Annotated in this window: 15 protein-coding genes; 11 read left to right on the top strand and 4 right to left on the bottom strand. The window is 41.8% G+C overall.

Annotated features, from left to right (window positions below):
• Window positions 1-193 precede the first annotated feature (193 nt).
• The 5 genes from LJE11_RS06060 (at window position 194) to LJE11_RS06040 (ending at window position 3,993) form a co-directional block, all read left to right on the top strand.
• Window positions 194-1,048, top strand: coding sequence for a putative manganese transporter (locus tag LJE11_RS06060; RefSeq protein ID WP_008706466.1), 855 nt, complete (start codon window positions 194-196; stop codon window positions 1,046-1,048).
• A gap of 205 nt (window positions 1,049-1,253) precedes the next feature.
• Window positions 1,254-1,676, top strand: coding sequence for a Fur family transcriptional regulator (locus LJE11_RS06055; protein WP_008706467.1), 423 nt, complete (start codon window positions 1,254-1,256; stop codon window positions 1,674-1,676).
• 147 nt (window positions 1,677-1,823) lie between these two features.
• The gene (locus LJE11_RS06050; RefSeq protein WP_008706471.1) at window positions 1,824-2,828 is read left to right on the top strand and encodes an InlB B-repeat-containing protein; all 1,005 of its coding nucleotides are present in this window, start codon (window positions 1,824-1,826) and stop codon (window positions 2,826-2,828) included.
• 132 nt (window positions 2,829-2,960) lie between these two features.
• Window positions 2,961-3,686 (top strand): AzlC family ABC transporter permease, encoded by a 726-nt coding sequence (locus LJE11_RS06045; RefSeq protein WP_008706472.1) that lies wholly within the window; start codon window positions 2,961-2,963, stop codon window positions 3,684-3,686.
• Complete coding sequence (locus LJE11_RS06040) at window positions 3,676-3,993, top strand: AzlD domain-containing protein (RefSeq protein ID WP_008706474.1); 318 nt, start codon at window positions 3,676-3,678, stop codon at window positions 3,991-3,993. Before LJE11_RS06045 ends, LJE11_RS06040 begins: the two co-directional genes overlap by 11 nt.
• A 127-nt stretch (window positions 3,994-4,120) precedes the next feature.
• Here LJE11_RS06040 and dapF read toward each other — a convergent pair whose 3' ends face one another.
• Window positions 4,121-4,972 (bottom strand): diaminopimelate epimerase, encoded by an 852-nt coding sequence (gene dapF, locus LJE11_RS06035; RefSeq protein WP_055052695.1) that lies wholly within the window; start codon window positions 4,970-4,972, stop codon window positions 4,121-4,123.
• Between the two features lie 335 nt (window positions 4,973-5,307).
• On the opposite strand from dapF, the gene LJE11_RS06030 reads away from it, so the two are divergent.
• The 4 genes from LJE11_RS06030 (at window position 5,308) to LJE11_RS06015 (ending at window position 8,556) form a co-directional block, all read left to right on the top strand.
• The gene (locus tag LJE11_RS06030; RefSeq protein ID WP_020993624.1) at window positions 5,308-6,096 is read left to right on the top strand and encodes a transporter substrate-binding domain-containing protein; all 789 of its coding nucleotides are present in this window, start codon (window positions 5,308-5,310) and stop codon (window positions 6,094-6,096) included.
• 70 nt (window positions 6,097-6,166) lie between these two features.
• Entirely contained in the window at window positions 6,167-6,874 is a 708-nt protein-coding gene (locus LJE11_RS06025) for an amino acid ABC transporter permease (RefSeq protein ID WP_020993623.1), read from the top strand.
• Complete coding sequence (locus LJE11_RS06020; protein WP_008706482.1) at window positions 6,864-7,604, top strand: amino acid ABC transporter ATP-binding protein; 741 nt, start codon at window positions 6,864-6,866, stop codon at window positions 7,602-7,604. Before LJE11_RS06025 ends, LJE11_RS06020 begins: the two co-directional genes overlap by 11 nt.
• A gap of 1 nt (window position 7,605) precedes the next feature.
• Window positions 7,606-8,556, top strand: a complete 951-nt coding sequence (locus LJE11_RS06015) for a bile acid:sodium symporter family protein (RefSeq protein WP_008706484.1) — start codon at window positions 7,606-7,608, stop codon at window positions 8,554-8,556.
• A gap of 78 nt (window positions 8,557-8,634) precedes the next feature.
• On the opposite strand, the gene LJE11_RS06010 is transcribed toward LJE11_RS06015, so the two are convergent.
• Both LJE11_RS06010 and asnA read right to left on the bottom strand, forming a co-directional pair.
• A complete protein-coding gene (locus LJE11_RS06010) occupies window positions 8,635-9,060 on the bottom strand; it encodes a CBS domain-containing protein (protein ID WP_008706486.1) in 426 nt (141 codons plus the stop codon).
• Window positions 9,061-9,168: 108 nt separating this feature from the next.
• Window positions 9,169-10,176: an aspartate--ammonia ligase gene (gene asnA / locus LJE11_RS06005; protein ID WP_008706487.1), complete on the bottom strand. Its 1,008-nt coding sequence runs from the start codon at window positions 10,174-10,176 to the stop codon at window positions 9,169-9,171.
• A 288-nt stretch (window positions 10,177-10,464) separates the two neighbouring features.
• On the opposite strand from asnA, the gene LJE11_RS06000 reads away from it, so the two are divergent.
• Window positions 10,465-11,454, top strand: coding sequence for a hypothetical protein (locus tag LJE11_RS06000; protein WP_008706489.1), 990 nt, complete (start codon window positions 10,465-10,467; stop codon window positions 11,452-11,454).
• 120 nt (window positions 11,455-11,574) lie between these two features.
• Window positions 11,575-13,710 carry an anaerobic ribonucleoside-triphosphate reductase gene (gene nrdD / locus LJE11_RS05995; RefSeq protein ID WP_020993622.1) on the top strand — a complete coding sequence of 712 codons (2,136 nt, stop codon included), beginning with the start codon at window positions 11,575-11,577 and terminating at the stop codon, window positions 13,708-13,710.
• 163 nt (window positions 13,711-13,873) lie between these two features.
• Here the strand turns inward: nrdD and arcC are convergent, their stop codons facing one another.
• Window positions 13,874-14,806, bottom strand: a complete 933-nt coding sequence (arcC, locus tag LJE11_RS05990) for a carbamate kinase (protein ID WP_008706491.1) — start codon at window positions 14,804-14,806, stop codon at window positions 13,874-13,876.
• Window positions 14,807-15,232 lie beyond the last annotated feature (426 nt).

Here is a 15,232-nt window from a genome sequence, read left to right as displayed (position 1 = left end):
GGCAATCTGGAATGAATTTTGGCTACGTTACTGTGAACGGAGTGAACAGTAACGTCTTTTTTTGGAATGTTTCAATTGTATGGTTTACAGACTTGACAAATTATAAAAATACTATATAATACAGAAATGCAAATGAGTTGCAAATGTAAATAAGTTGCAAATACAAATAAAGTGCAAATATAAGGAGAACTATATGTCAGAGATTATATTAGATTCAGTAATAGACAGCATCAAGCTGCTACCCTTTCTTTTTCTTACTTATCTGTTTATGGAATGGCTGGAGCATAAGACAGGTGCGGCAGCACGAAAGAGAATCCGTACAGCCGGAAAATTCGGACCGGTATGGGGTGGACTTCTGGGAGTGATCCCACAGTGTGGATTTTCGGCAGCGGCATCCAGCCTTTTTGCCGGACGTGTGATCACAGTGGGAACTTTGATCGCGGTGTATCTGTCTACTTCAGATGAAATGTTTCCGATCATGATCTCCAATGCAGTTCCTGTAGTTACAATTGTGAAAATCCTGACCTGCAAAGCGGTGATCGGAATACTTTCCGGCCTGGTGCTGGAGTATGTTTACACACATATTCTGAAGAAACAGGAACCTGATGTGGATATTCATGAAATCTGTGAAGAAGAACGCTGCCATTGTGAACATGGAGTTATTTCTTCAGCAGCATTTCACACATTAAAAGTTTTTGTGTACATTTTCTTGATTTCTCTTGTTTTAAATATTATCATTGGATTAGTCGGAGAAGAGACACTGGCAGGACTTTTTACAGGAACACCGATTGCAGGTGAACTGATCGCAGCTTTAGTGGGACTGATTCCTAACTGCGCTTCTTCTGTAGTAATCACCCAGTTATATCTAGATCATATTATCGGAGCCGGGGCGATGATGGCGGGACTTCTTGTAAATGCAGGAGTTGGGCTTCTGATTCTGTTTCGTTTGAACAGAGACAGGGTTCAGAATCTGAAAATTGTGGGAGTACTTTATGGACTTGGTGTATTCTGGGGAATTATTATTGAATTTGCAGGAATTGTTTTCTGATCAACCGAGTCTGCTCTGTCAGAAGAAGCTGATTTGTTACTGTTCACACATCGCTATCCCGCGAGGTGTTTTGGCATGAATATGCCAAAATCCCGAGACATACAAGCCAAAATTCCATTGCCGCAGGCAATCTGGAATGAATTTTGGCTAAGTTACTGTGAACGGAGTGAACAGTAACGCTGATTTTAGGAGGAATGATAAAATTATGGCAGGAAGCAGTTATGCGACAGCAAGCCGCAGAAAAATACTTGAATATTTGAAAAACAGTAATGACCATACGGTTACAGCTGCTGATGTGGATGAGTATCTGAAGAAACATGACAGTGAGGTAAATATCACAACCATTTACCGCTATCTGGACAAGCTTGCAAAGGATGGAACTGTGATCAAATATGTTGCAGAGAAAGGTTGCCAGGCTGCTTATCAGTATGTAGAACCGGGACGGGGATGTGAACAGCATCTGCACCTGAAGTGTGTAAAATGTGGAAAGATCATTCATCTGGAATGTCATTTTATGGAAGAAATTTCTCATCATATTGAAGAAAGTCATGGATTTACCCTGCAGTGTAAGAATTCTATTTTGTATGGAGTCTGTAAAGAATGTAAAGGCAGTGGCGAAGACTGTTGACTGTTTCTGTCAGATGATGTAAACTGAAATACAACTGTTTGGTCAAATTGACTGCGAAGCAGTATGGTGAAGAGAAAAGACAGCGAAATTGCTGTAAGTACCGGTAAAAATAACAGATAATATATGAAATCATAAAAGAAGGCAATAATGAGAAAACAGAAGAGACAGATGTGTGTAAGAAGAATGTTATTATTTTTTCTGGCGTGTGTATTAATATGTGCAGCACCCCCGTCTGCAGCACAGGCGGCAATAATGCAGACTGCTAAGAATTCAACAGTGCAAAAGAAAAAAACATCCACGAAAACAGTTACAATAGAGACTTCAGGAGGAATTACAAAAAAGAAAGTGAAAAGCGGTGGTTCTGTGATTCTTCCTGTGGAAGTGAATAAGAGGGGATATACATTTCTGGGATGGTCAACAGTTCCCGGACAGACCTGTAATCCAATGTATCAGGCATATCAGAAAATTCAGGTTACGAAAAATATTCATCTTTATCCGGTGAAGTATAAATGGAATCAGGAACCGGATATTTATGCAGGCGGTCTTGCGGACAGTGTGGAGAAATATGATAAGATTATTTTTGTGGGAGATTCCCGCACAGCAATGCTTCGCAGTACTCTGAAGCAGCAATGCAGTTCTGACAGTTTAAAGAAAGTTGGATTTGTATGCAAGACAGGAGAAGGGCTTGACTGGATGAAAAAATACGGAGAAAAGGAACTGCTGAATGAAATAAGCGGGATGGATGATAATGCGAAGCCGGTGGCAGTTATTTTCAATCTGGGAGTAAATGACCTGATCCACAAAAACAGGGAGTCCATCAGTTATGATTCTGTTGCGTCAGACTATGCTTCTTATATGAATGGATTATCCAGAAAGCTGACTGCCAGGAACTGTGAATTATTTTATATGTCTGTGAATCCATGTAATACGGCAATGAAATCCACGCGGAAGGAGTCTGAGATCCGCGGATTTAATAACAGACTCAGACAGAGACTGAACGGGAATTTTACATGGATCAACAGTTATTCTTATCTGATGAGATGTGGTTATACGACTCGCTGTGAATTTCGCGGTTATACAGATGATGGTGTTCATTATTCTATGAGGACTTATAAGAGAATTTATGCATATGCAATAAAACAGATCAGATAATCCTGACTGAAACCCGGAGACAGAATACTGTTCTCCGGGTTATCTGTGTGTATCAGTAAATACGAAAGTTGTAGCTGTGAAAGAGTTAAACAGTTATCAAAGGATCACAAAAGGTAACAGGAGGAGAGAAACATGAGAAGTGAAAACTTCAGAAAAGGAGTTAAGGATGGTATTCCCATAGGACTGGGATATTTTGCTGTATCGTTTACATTTGGCATGATGGCAGTTGCTGATGGACTGAGTATCTGGCAGGCTGTGCTGATCTCATTGACAAACGTGACTTCAGCAGGGCAGTTTGCAGGACTTGAGATCATGGTAATGAGCGGCTCTTACTGGGAGATGGCACTGACACAGCTGATCATTAATCTGAGATATTGTCTGATGTCATTTTCCCTTGCTCAGAAATTCAGAAGAGATGAATCTTTGGTTCACCGCTATATTGCAGCATTTGGTGTGACGGATGAGATTTTCGGGATCAGTGCCAGTCAGCCCGGAAAGGTAAGCGCATTTTATAATTATGGTGCTATGTGTGTGGCAATCCCGGGATGGGTACTTGGAACCCTGGCAGGAGCAATTTCCGGAAATCTTCTTCCGGATTTTATGATGAGTGCACTCAGCGTGGCTATTTACGGTATGTTCCTTGCAATTATTATTCCTCCGGCAAAGCAGAATAAGGCAGTACTGGCAGTTGTCGTGGCAGCAATGCTGATCAGCACTTTGTTTAAAGTGATTCCGTTTCTGTCGGAGGTTTCGTCAGGTTTTGTGATCATTATTACTACACTGATCGTGGCAGGGGCTGCCGCATACTTCTGTCCGATAGAGGATGAGAAAGAGGAGGAGGGTGTTCATGAGTCATAATATTTATATTTACATTCTGGTAATGGCAGCAGTTACATATCTGATCCGTATGCTCCCGCTTGCTCTTTCCAGAAAAGAGATCACAAGTCCGTTTATCAGATCATTTCTGTACTATGTTCCCTACGCATGTCTGGCAGCCATGACATTTCCGGCGATCCTTTTTGCCACAGACAGTGTGATCTCGGCTGCTGTGGGATTTATTGTGGCACTGATCGCGGCATATAAGGAGAAAAGTCTTCTTACAGTTGCGTTATTCGCATGTGCTGCGGTATTTATTGTGGAAAGAATACTGGAATTTGCAGTGTAAAAGTTGATAAAAAACGGATACATAACCACAGCTGAATGGTGTGTATCCGTTTTCTGTTGCGTAATATTGTGACCGGCAGCTGAAGTAGATAAGCTGTCTGTTATTTGCTGCAGTTTCAGACAGTTTTTTATTTCAGAAAGCTTACATCAATTTCACCGTCAAATACTGTGGCAGCCGGGCCTGTCATGTAAACAAGATTCTCCTGTCTGTTCCAGAAAATCTGCAGGTCACCGCCGAGAAGTTTTACAGTGACAGGACTGTCACCGTCTACATGTCCGTTCAGAACAGAAGCGACTGCTACCGCACATGCACCTGTGCCGCAGGCAAGAGTTTCGCCTGAACCGCGTTCCCATACACGCATTTTTACAGTATGTTCATCGATCACTTCTACAAATTCAGTGTTTACACGATCCGGAAATGCAACATGATTCTCGAAAGCCGGGCCGATCTTTTCAATATCCAGATGGTCAATATCATCCATATAAACAATAGCGTGGGGATTTCCCATGGAAACAGCGGTTATGTAATAGATTTTTCCGTTTACATCCAGAGGTTCATTGATAACTTCCTCCTTCTCTGACACTACCGGAATCTGTCTGGCGGTCAGAATCGGAGAACCCATATTTACCTTAACCTGGGATACCTTTCCGTTTTCTACAGTAAGATCCAGATATTTGATGCCGCTTTTTGTAGCAACAGAAATATGTTCTTTGTTTACGATGCCGTAGTCATAGGCATATTTGGCAACACAGCGGATACCGTTTCCGCACATGGCACCCTGGGAACCGTCAAGATTATACATATCCATCTCGCAGTCTGCGATTTTGGATGGCTTGATCAGGATCAGTCCGTCGGAACCGATACCAAAGTGACGGTCACTGACATATCTGGCTACTGCGGAAGGATTTTCCACAGTTTCCTCAAAACAGTTTACATATACGTAATCATTTCCAATACCATGCATTTTTGTAAATTTCATCAGAAAAGCCTCCTTATTTGGTTAAATATTTATACACCTCTTGTATCATATAGAAAAAATGTTATGAAAAAGTGAAAATTACGAATCTTTTACCGGGAAAGTTTTTCTGTGATCTTCATGTAAAAAAAACATTTTGCCCTTCCCGGAACAGTTATGTATTATACATTATATGGAAAATATATCTGTTATTCAAGTTTTACCTTGCATTTTATAGAAAGTATGTTAAAATTAAAAACAAAAATATACAACCGAAACGCATAATTATACGCTGTTGTCTGAAGAAGGTAAAAAGATGGCAGCCGTAGATATACTTTCGGATGCGAGGAGGAAAAAAGATGAAAGATCAAAAGAGATTTGCAGCTCTTGCACTCAGTGCAGTAATGGTATTTTCCATGGCAGGAAGCGTATCCGCAGCTCAGAAAGTTGAATCCAAAGATGATCTTGCAGGAGCAACAATCGGTGTTCAGCTTGGTACAACAGGTGACCTTGATGCATCTGATTATGAGAAAGATGGTTCTACAGTAGAACGTTACAGCAAGGGAAGTGAAGCTGTTCAGGCATTAAAGGCAGGACAAATCGACTGTGTGATCATCGATTCACAGCCGGCTCAGAAATTTGCTGAGAATAATGATGATCTCAAGATTCTGGATGAGCCATTCGAGGAAGAAGAATATGCAATCTGTTTAAAGAAAGGCAATGATGAACTTCTTGACAAGATTAACGGAGCTCTCAAGGATCTGAAAGAGGATGGAACTATCGACAGCATCATGGACAATTACATTGGTGAGGATGCCGGTAAGACTCCATATGAATCACCGGAAGATGTTGACCGTTCCAATGGAACTCTGGTAATGGCTACTAACGCTGAGTTCGAACCATATGAATATCATGAAGGTGATGATATCGTTGGCATCGATGCTGATATCGCTCAGGCAATCTGTGATAAGCTTGGATATGAACTGAAAATTGAAGATATGGAATTCGATTCCATCCTTCCGGCAGTACAGTCCGGCAAAGCAGACTTCGGTGCAGCTGGTATGACTGTAACAGAAGACCGTAAATCAAGCGTTGACTTTACAGATACCTATGCAGATGCAAGCCAGGTAATTATTGTAAAGAAATAAGTATTAAAATAACAAATAACAGAGCTGTTGACGATTTGCCAACAGCTCTCTTTTCGGAACAGAGGTTTTTATGAATAATCCTATGATATTAGCGAGTGTAAAAGAAGATTTTTATCTGAACTTTATTAAAGATGACCGCTATCTCTGGCTTCTGGATGGTCTGAAAACAACTCTTATTATTACAGTATTTGCGGTAATTGTAGGTCTGATCATCGGTTTCCTTGTAGCAATCATCCGTTCTGCGCACGATAAGTCAGGCTCCTTTAAGATCCTCAATGCGATCTGCAGAGTTTATCTGACTGTAATTCGTGGAACACCAACCATGATCCAGCTGTTGATCATGAATTTTGTAATTTTTGGTGCTGTAAGCATTAACAAGATCATTGTAGGCGGACTTGCCTTTGGTATCAACTCAGGTGCCTATGTAGCTGAGATTGTCCGTTCCGGTATCATGTCCATTGACCAGGGACAGACAGAGGCAGGACGAAGCCTTGGCCTGAATTTCAGCCAGACAATGCGACTGATCATTATCCCGCAGGCATTTAAGAATGTACTTCCTGCGCTGGTAAATGAATTTATCGTGCTGATCAAAGAGACATCCATCATCGGTTATATCGGTATGATGGACCTGACAAAAGGAGCTATGCTGATCCAGAGCCGTACATACAATGCGTTCTGGCCTCTGATGGCAGCAGCAGCGATTTACCTTGTGATCGTTGGAATCCTTACATGGGGGATGAATAAACTGGAAAGGAGATTAAGAACCAGTGAGCGATAAGAATGTACTGATCCAGGTAAAGGATCTGAAGAAAGCTTTTGGTACAAATCAGGTTCTCGATGGAATAACAACAGATATCTGTCAGGGAGAAGTAGTAGCCGTCATTGGTCCTTCCGGTTCCGGTAAATCTACTTTCCTGAGATCCCTGAATCTTCTGGAGGTTCCGACAGGCGGACAGATTCTCTTTGAAGGAACTGATATTACAGATCCGAAGGTTGACATTAACAGACACCGTCAGAAGATTGGAATGGTATTCCAGCAGTTTAATCTTTTTCCGCATAAAACGGTAAAACAGAATATTATGCTGGCACCTGTAGAACTGAAGCTGATGACAAAGGATGAAGCTTCAAAGAAGGCGGATGAGCTTCTGGCACGTGTAGGTCTTCCGGACAAAGCCAATGCATATCCGGATATGCTTTCGGGCGGGCAGAAACAGCGTATTGCCATTGCACGTTCTCTTGCCATGAATCCGGATGTGATGCTTTTTGATGAGCCAACTTCCGCACTTGACCCTGAGATGGTAGGTGAGGTTCTGGAATTGATGAAAGAACTTGCGCAGTCAGGTATGACCATGGTTGTAGTTACTCATGAGATGGGATTTGCAAGAGAAGTGGCAACAAGAGTTCTTTTTATTGATGACGGTAAGATACAGGAAGAGAATACTCCGAAAGAATTTTTCGCAAATCCGAAGAATCCTAGACTGAAAGACTTTCTTTCAAAGGTTTTATAAGATGCTGAGAAAATTTAACAGTTTTATAGAAAAATGGATGGCCCTGGTGACACCGACCTGTCTGTTGCTGGGAGTGTGCTTTCCTGATATTGCCAAATGCGGTCTGCCTTATGTGCCGGCCGTATTTGCATTTATGACATTTGCCGGGGCGTTGAAGTCAAGATTTAAAGATGTGGCAAATGTATTCCGACATCCGGGCTCACTGCTTATTATCATGCTTCTGGTCCATGTGGTAATCCCGACAGCAGCCTGCGGGGCAGGCCATCTTTTCTTTGGAAATAACATGGAGCTGATCACCGGAATGGTACTGGAGTTTGCAGTTCCCACTGCAGTGGTAAGTCTGATGTGGGTGACGATTTATGATGGAAACAGTCCTCTGTCGTTGTCTCTGGTAGTGCTGGATACGGTACTGGCACCTTTTCTGATTCCGGCTACGCTGAAGATCCTGCTGGGCTCTGCGGTGACCATAGATTCTGCCAGGATGATGCGGGAACTGATATTTATGGTTGCGCTTCCTGCTGTTGTTGCGATGGTATTAAATCAGATCACAGATGGAAAAGTAATGGAAACATGGCCGGGAAAGCTGGCGCCTTTTTCAAAGCTGGCACTGATATTTGTGGTAACGTCCAATTCTTCCAAAGTAGCACCATATATCCGGGATATGAATATGCAGAGGGTGAAGGTTGCACTGGCAATCCTTGTCCTGGCTGCTTCCGGATATGCACTCGGCTGGTTTGTGGCGTATATCTTCCGAAAGGATCGCAGTACGGCGGTTTCCATGATGTATGGAACCGGGATGCGCAATATCAGCGCAGGAGCGGTGATCGCAGCTGCATATTTTCCGGGTGAAGTTATGTTTCCGGTAATGATCGGAACTCTGTTTCAGCAGGTATTGGCAGCATTGTTCGGAAAGCTTCTGGCACAGAAAAAGGAAAAACAGGAATTTTGTTGAGGTCTGCTGAGGCGTTATAAAGAATATAAAAAGAACTGCCGCATTAGCAATTGAAAAATTGCAATGCGGCAGCTCTTTTTATGAATCTGAAGCTTTTATATATTTCTTCAGTTCTTTGTAGCAGTATTTAATGATCTCTTTACGGGTGATGATGCCGATAAAGTATCCCTGATCATCTACAACCGGAACATAATTCTGGTTGATTGCCTTGTCCAGCAGATCCTCCATGTCAGAATCTGCGTGAACTGCCTTGTATGTTGCTCTTCGTGGGATTGCCATAATGGAAATGCTCTCTGCTTCTTTCAGTCCGGGAACATTTAAGGTTTTCATTCCCCAGAGAAGATCACCCTCGGAAATACTTCCTTTATATTTCCCGTCCAGACTCAGAAGCGGAATACAGGAAAACTTCCTGTGCTCCATTTTCTCAAGAGTCTGACGAAGAGTTTCACTCTCAAATATATATGCTACATCACTTTTAGGTGTTAGAAAAAATAAAATATTCACTTTTGTATTCGCCCCGTTACATTTGTCTGATAAGGCACTCAGATATACATTGTGTATTTACACATCTGTGTGTCTGTGATCTCTGAGTATTCCAGGTTTACGGCTTTTTTACAGAAGCTGTACTCCTTTTGCTGCTGCTTCTTTCATTACTTCTTCCGGCCACAAGGAAGCATGTACTTCACCGATGTGTGCTTTTCTGAGGAAGAACATACAGATACGGGACTGGCCGATGCCGCCGCCGATAGTATATGGAAGTTCTTTGTTAAAGATTGCTTTCTGGAAAGGAAGCTCGCGTCTGTCATCACATCCTGCGATGGTAAGCTGTCTGTCAAGCGCATCCTCGTCAACGCGGATACCCATGGAAGAAAGCTCCAGAGCAATGTCGAGAACAGGATAATAAACAAGGATATCGCCGTTTAATTCCCAGTCATCGTAGTCCGGTGCACGTCCGTCATGACGTTCTCCGTTGGTTAAGGTTTTGCCGACCTGCATAAGGAATACGGCACCTTTTTCCTTGACAATCTTGTATTCACGTTCCTTTGGAGTGAGATCAGGATACATGTCGACCAGTTCCTGAGTGCTGACAAATGCGATCTCTCTCGGAAGGATTTCTTCGATGTAATCGTACTGAACAGCCATGTATTTTTCGGTCTTGCGGAGAACGCTGTAGATAGCACGTACTGTGGAAACAAGTGTGTCCATGTTGCGTTCTTCCTTGCTGATGATCTTTTCCCAGTCCCACTGATCTACGTATACGGAGTGGATATTGTCCAGATCTTCGTCTCTTCTGATCGCGATCATGTCTGTGTAAAGTCCTTCACCATGAGCAAAGCCATATTTCTGTAATGCATATCTCTTCCATTTGGCGAGAGAGTGTACGATCTCAGCATTCTCCGGCTGGCCTTTGATATCAAAGCTTACCGGACGTTCCACGCCGTTTAAGTTATCGTTCAGACCGGATGACGGATTAACGAATACCGGAGCGGAAACACGCAGCAGATTCAGTTTTTGAGCCAGTGTCTGCTGAAAGAAATCTTTCACAGTTTTAATGGCAATCTGGGTATCGTGAAGATTTAAAGATGACTGATACCCGTCAGGAATTTTAATCTGTTCCATGAGTGGATTCCTCCTGTAATTTCTGTATTTGCATATTTTATGGCAAACTGATAAAAAATATTGTTGTTTACTGAATATCCATTATCTTTTCCCACGCTATTATAACAGGAAAATGGTAGTTTGACAATTATTACTGTTCATTTGGAAGTATCTCGCGGGATATTATGGTTACGGAGAACAGAACGAACAGTAACACAATTTCAGCTTTGCAAGATTGGGGCGAAATGTTAAAATAAATGTGTAAATGAATGAAGCGTTAAATTTATATAAAACTTAGGGGGAAGATATATGGGAAAAAGGTGTCAGGTCTGTGATGGACCAATTGTAAACGGCAGGTGTAAATATTGTGGAATGCCATATAGAAATGATATGGAACTGTATCATCTGAACGAAGACCGTTCAGAGCACTATCGTCATGCTTCGGCAAAGGTGAAAAAAGCAATGGCAGAGAACGAGATCCCTTTGTCTGACAGAAATAAAACAGTTCCCAAAGCTGCAAAAACTTCGTCTGCCAGAACACAGACTATTAGAACGCAAAATACAAAAGTACAAACTTCAAGAATACAAACATCAGGGACAAAGAAAACATCAGGTCAGTCGTACAGCGCACAGACTGCCCGTACATACAGCACCGGAAAAAAGACAGCAAAAAGTGAGAAGAAAAAGAGCGGCAAGGCAGGCAAAATTTTCTGGATCATTGTGCTGATTCTGATGGTAATAATAGGTCAGATGGCAGAGAATTGGGATACGATTGGATACAGGATAGAAGAATTTATCTATGATGAGTTTGACATAGATCTCAACAGTATTTTTGATGACAGCAGTTCTGATGAAGTAAATGAGAGTAATAAGAATAATGAAAGTAATGAAAATAATGAAAGTAATGAGAATAACTGGACAGATGACTGGTCTGAGACCATCAGTGCAGTAAAGAACGGACAGGATGAACAGAGGGGCAATCCGGACTGGTATATGTTCACCGGAGAGAATTATATTGTCAGAACGGATGATACTGCATCAGAGATTGGCGATATAGATGCCAGTGACCAGGGGTATGATTTTACAATAGATCCGGGAGAATACAGGATAGTGTCCGGCTGGGAGAAGGTTGCTCTGGAAATCAGAAATTCTTCAGGAAAAGATGAAACTGTAAAATTTGACGAAGCAGACCACGAGGAGAAAATAGAATTACATGCCGGGGATGAGGTATCTGTGGTATCTCTGGATGGTCAAGATAATTATCTTGCCATGTATCAAATTCAGCAATATGACGAATAATTTTTTGCCCCTTTCTTTTTGTCAGAGACTGTGCTATACTTGTTAAACGTACCACATATAGAAAGAATTGTGGTGAATGAAAGAAAAAAATACTATATATTGTATATGGGAGCAAAAGGTATGATATATGTTATAAAGAAAGATGGTACGAGAGAAGAGTTTAATTCACAGAAGATCGTAGCAGCAGTAAATAAGTCGGCAGCCAGAATTTTATACACATTTTCGGATAAAGAGAAGGAATTTATCTGCCAGTTTGCGGAAGAACATGCGGAGGCACTGGGAAAGAATGAGATAGAGATCCAGGAGATGCACAACATCGTAGAGGGAGCACTTGAGAGAGTGAACCCGGCAGTGGCTAAGAGCTACCGCGATTACAGAAATTACAAACTTGACTTTATCCATATGATGGATGATGTATATACCAAGAGTCAGGCAATCCGTTATATTGGTGATAAGAGTAATGCCAATACAGACAGTGCGCTTGTAGCTACAAAGCGAAGTCTGATCTTTAATGAACTGAACAAAGAGCTTTATCGTAAATTTTTTATGAATCGTAATGAACTTCAGGCATGTAAAGATGGTTATATTTATATTCATGACCAGTCTGCACGTCTGGATACCATGAACTGCTGTCTCTTTGATGTGGCATCTGTACTCAGCGGCGGATTTGAGATGGGAAATGTATGGTACAATGAGCCTAAGACACTGGATACTGCGTTTGATGTTATGGGTGATATTATCCTGAGCACTGCTGCACAGCAGTATGGCGGATTCACAGTACCGGAAGTAGACAAGATTCTTGCACCTTATGCACAGAAGAGTTACGATAAATATATCCAGGAATTTATGAAATACTCTGACGAGAGCTGGACAGGACGTGAAGAACGTGCGATCGAGTATGCGCTTGACAAAGTCCGCAGAGATTTTGACCAGGGATGGCAGGGGATTGAGTATAAGCTGAATACAGTCGGATCTTCCAGAGGGGATTATCCATTTGTAACTGTAACTCTTGGACTTGGAATAAAGCAGTTCGAGAAGATGGCAAGTATTTCTCTTCTTGAAGTGCATAAAGGCGGACAGGGTAAGGCAGGACGCAAGAAACCGGTACTCTTCCCGAAAATCGTATTCCTTTATGATGAAAATATCCATGGAAAAGGCAAGATCAGTGAGGATGTATTTGAGGCAGGGGTTGACTGTTCTGCCAAGACTATGTATCCGGACTGGCTGTCCATGTCAGGAAAAGGATATATTTCCAGTATGTACAAGCAGTATGGAAAGGTTATAAGTCCTATGGGATGTCGTGCGTTCTTAAGCCCCTGGTACGAGAGAGGCGGTATGTATCCGGCAGATGATAAGGATGTTCCTGTGTTTGTGGGAAGATTTAACATCGGTGCGGTAAGCCTTCATCTTCCAATGATCCTTGCCAAAGCCAGAGCAGAGAGCAGGGATTTCTACGAAGTGCTGGATTTCTATCTTGAGATGATCCGTAATCTGCATATCCGTACCTATGATTATCTGGGACAGATGCGTGCGTCAACCAACCCGCTGGCATATTGTGAGGGAGGATTTTACGGTGGACATCTGAAACCGAATGAAAAGATTGGCAAGATTCTGAAACCAATGACAGCATCCTTCGGAATCACTGCATTAAATGAACTCCAGGAACTTTACAATGGCAAATCCATTGCTGAAGACGGGCAGTTTGCACTGGATGTGCTGAAATATATCAACAGGAAAGTAAATGAATTTAAAGAGAAAGATGGTTATCTTTATGCAATTTATGGAACACCGGCAGAGAGTTTATGCGGACTGCAGGTGGAACAGTTCCGTAAGATGTATGGCATTGTGAAAGGGGTTTCTGATCGTCCTTATGTAAGCAACAGTTTCCACTGTCATGTGACTGAAGATGTAACTCCGATTGAAAAACAGGATCTGGAGGGACGTTTCTGGGAGTTGTGCAACGGCGGTAAGATTCAGTATGTACGTTATCCGATCGATTATAATCGTGAAGCAATACGCACTCTGATTCGCAGAGCCATGTCTTTGGGATATTATGAGGGAGTAAATCTTTCCCTTGCTTACTGTGATGACTGCGGACATGAGGAACTTGAAATGGACGTGTGTCCGGTCTGCGGTTCCAAGAATCTGACAAAGATTGACCGTATGAACGGATATCTTTCCTACAGCCGTGTGCATGGTGATACTCGTCTGAACGAAGCGAAGATGGCAGAGATTGCGGAACGTAAATCTATGTAATATCAGGTCAGGGGTAAACTTTTGAATCTGACATCATAATATGATAATTAAAAGACATATACCGGCAAGATGATATGTATTGCTCTGGTATATGTCTTTTTGTATTGTCAGATAAAATATAGCAATCCTCTTAAATGTATTATTTACGAGGATTGCTATAGAATCATTTAATGATAGTTCCGGTTTTTTCGAAATATCCATCCTTTGCATGCGCAATATCTGTGATGATCGTTCTTCTGTTATCTCCCTTTTCGATAAAAGAGATTCCGGCTTCGAATTTAGGAAGCATGGAGCCTGGGGCAAACTGATTGTCAGCCATATATTTCTTAGCATCATCTACAGAAATTGTATTAAGATATTCTTCGTTGTCCTGACCGAGGTTCAGACTTACTTTCTCAACACTGGTAAGGATCAGAAGAGTATCTGCATTTAATTCCTGTGCAAGAAGTCCGCTGGAAAGGTCTTTCTCAATGATCGCACTTGCACCATGAAGATCGATTCCCTGTTCCATAACCGGGATTCCGCCGCCGCCTGCTGCGATTACTACCTGGCCCGCATCTACAAGTGTGCGGATTGTTTCAAGCTCTACGATTTTCTGCGGTTTCGGAGCTGCCAGGATTCTTTTATAAGTGCCGTCAGCCAGTTTAGTGACAAAGTTTCCCTTGCTTTCTTCAGTTTCAGCCTCTTCTTCTGTAAGGACACGTCCGATGATCTTCTCAGGTTCAGCGAAAGCATCATCATATGGATCAATGACAACCTGTGTAAGGATAGTAGCTACCGGTTTATAAATACCGCGGGAAATAAGTTCTGCGCGGATTGCGGTCTGGAGGTCATATCCGATATAGCCCTGACTCATTGCCGAACATACGGACATAGGTGCAAATGTATAGTCAGGATGTGTTTTGCCAAATTCATTCATGGCTGTGTGGATCATTCCAACCTGTGGACCGTTACTGTGGGAAATGACTACACGATTTCCGGCTTCTACAAGATCTGCGACAGCTTTGGCTGCTTTTTTTGTAGCGATTTTCTGCTCCGGTAAGGTGGTTCCTAATGCTCTGTGGCCCAGTGCAACTACTGTAATTTTTTCGCTCATGGGAATTACCTCGATTCTTTCATGTTCTGTAAATATGATATCTGCGGGGTGATCTTATATATAAAGATTTTTGAAATTTTTTATCACTGATATCATAAATATTCAATCATATTGATATCCTACATTATAAAAGACTGCCAGTAGAATTGCAATAGAAAATAATCCAAAAAACACCTCGCGGGATATTACCAGTGAACAGTAACAAAAAACAAACAGCTCTCACATTTCTGTGAGAGCTGTTTTGTTTTTTTGAGGGGGGAGATAGAGAGTGGTTTTTCATCTATCCAAGACCTATTATATGGGAAAATTATGTTCAAAGTATGTCGAATTTCTGAAACAATCGGTAAATTTATAAAAGAATTATAAACAAATACGAAAAATAAAAAGTGGTATCTTGTTTTTATAGCATAGACATGCTAAAGTAGA

Source organism: Blautia sp. DFI.1.216, from assembly GCF_020594215.1.
GTDB classification, from domain to species: Bacteria; Bacillota; Clostridia; order Lachnospirales; family Lachnospiraceae; genus Blautia_A; species Blautia_A wexlerae.
This window is presented reverse-complemented; position numbering and strand designations above follow the sequence as displayed.

Excerpts from the sequence above, each read along its gene's own strand:
- LJE11_RS06060 (WP_008706466.1), top strand. The coding sequence starts at position 194 with ATGTCAGAGATTATATTAGATTCAGTAATAGACAGCATCAAGCTGCTA.
- LJE11_RS06055 (WP_008706467.1), top strand. The coding sequence starts at position 1,254 with ATGGCAGGAAGCAGTTATGCGACAGCAAGCCGCAGAAAAATACTTGAA.
- LJE11_RS06050 (WP_008706471.1), top strand. The coding sequence starts at position 1,824 with ATGAGAAAACAGAAGAGACAGATGTGTGTAAGAAGAATGTTATTATTT.
- LJE11_RS06045 (WP_008706472.1), top strand. The coding sequence starts at position 2,961 with ATGAGAAGTGAAAACTTCAGAAAAGGAGTTAAGGATGGTATTCCCATA.
- LJE11_RS06040 (WP_008706474.1), top strand. The coding sequence starts at position 3,676 with ATGAGTCATAATATTTATATTTACATTCTGGTAATGGCAGCAGTTACA.
- dapF (WP_055052695.1), bottom strand. The coding sequence starts at position 4,972 with ATGAAATTTACAAAAATGCATGGTATTGGAAATGATTACGTATATGTA.
- LJE11_RS06030 (WP_020993624.1), top strand. The coding sequence starts at position 5,308 with ATGAAAGATCAAAAGAGATTTGCAGCTCTTGCACTCAGTGCAGTAATG.
- LJE11_RS06025 (WP_020993623.1), top strand. The coding sequence starts at position 6,167 with ATGAATAATCCTATGATATTAGCGAGTGTAAAAGAAGATTTTTATCTG.
- LJE11_RS06015 (WP_008706484.1), top strand. The coding sequence starts at position 7,606 with ATGCTGAGAAAATTTAACAGTTTTATAGAAAAATGGATGGCCCTGGTG.
- asnA (WP_008706487.1), bottom strand. The coding sequence starts at position 10,176 with ATGGAACAGATTAAAATTCCTGACGGGTATCAGTCATCTTTAAATCTT.
- LJE11_RS06000 (WP_008706489.1), top strand. The coding sequence starts at position 10,465 with ATGGGAAAAAGGTGTCAGGTCTGTGATGGACCAATTGTAAACGGCAGG.
- nrdD (WP_020993622.1), top strand. The coding sequence starts at position 11,575 with ATGATATATGTTATAAAGAAAGATGGTACGAGAGAAGAGTTTAATTCA.
- arcC (WP_008706491.1), bottom strand. The coding sequence starts at position 14,806 with ATGAGCGAAAAAATTACAGTAGTTGCACTGGGCCACAGAGCATTAGGA.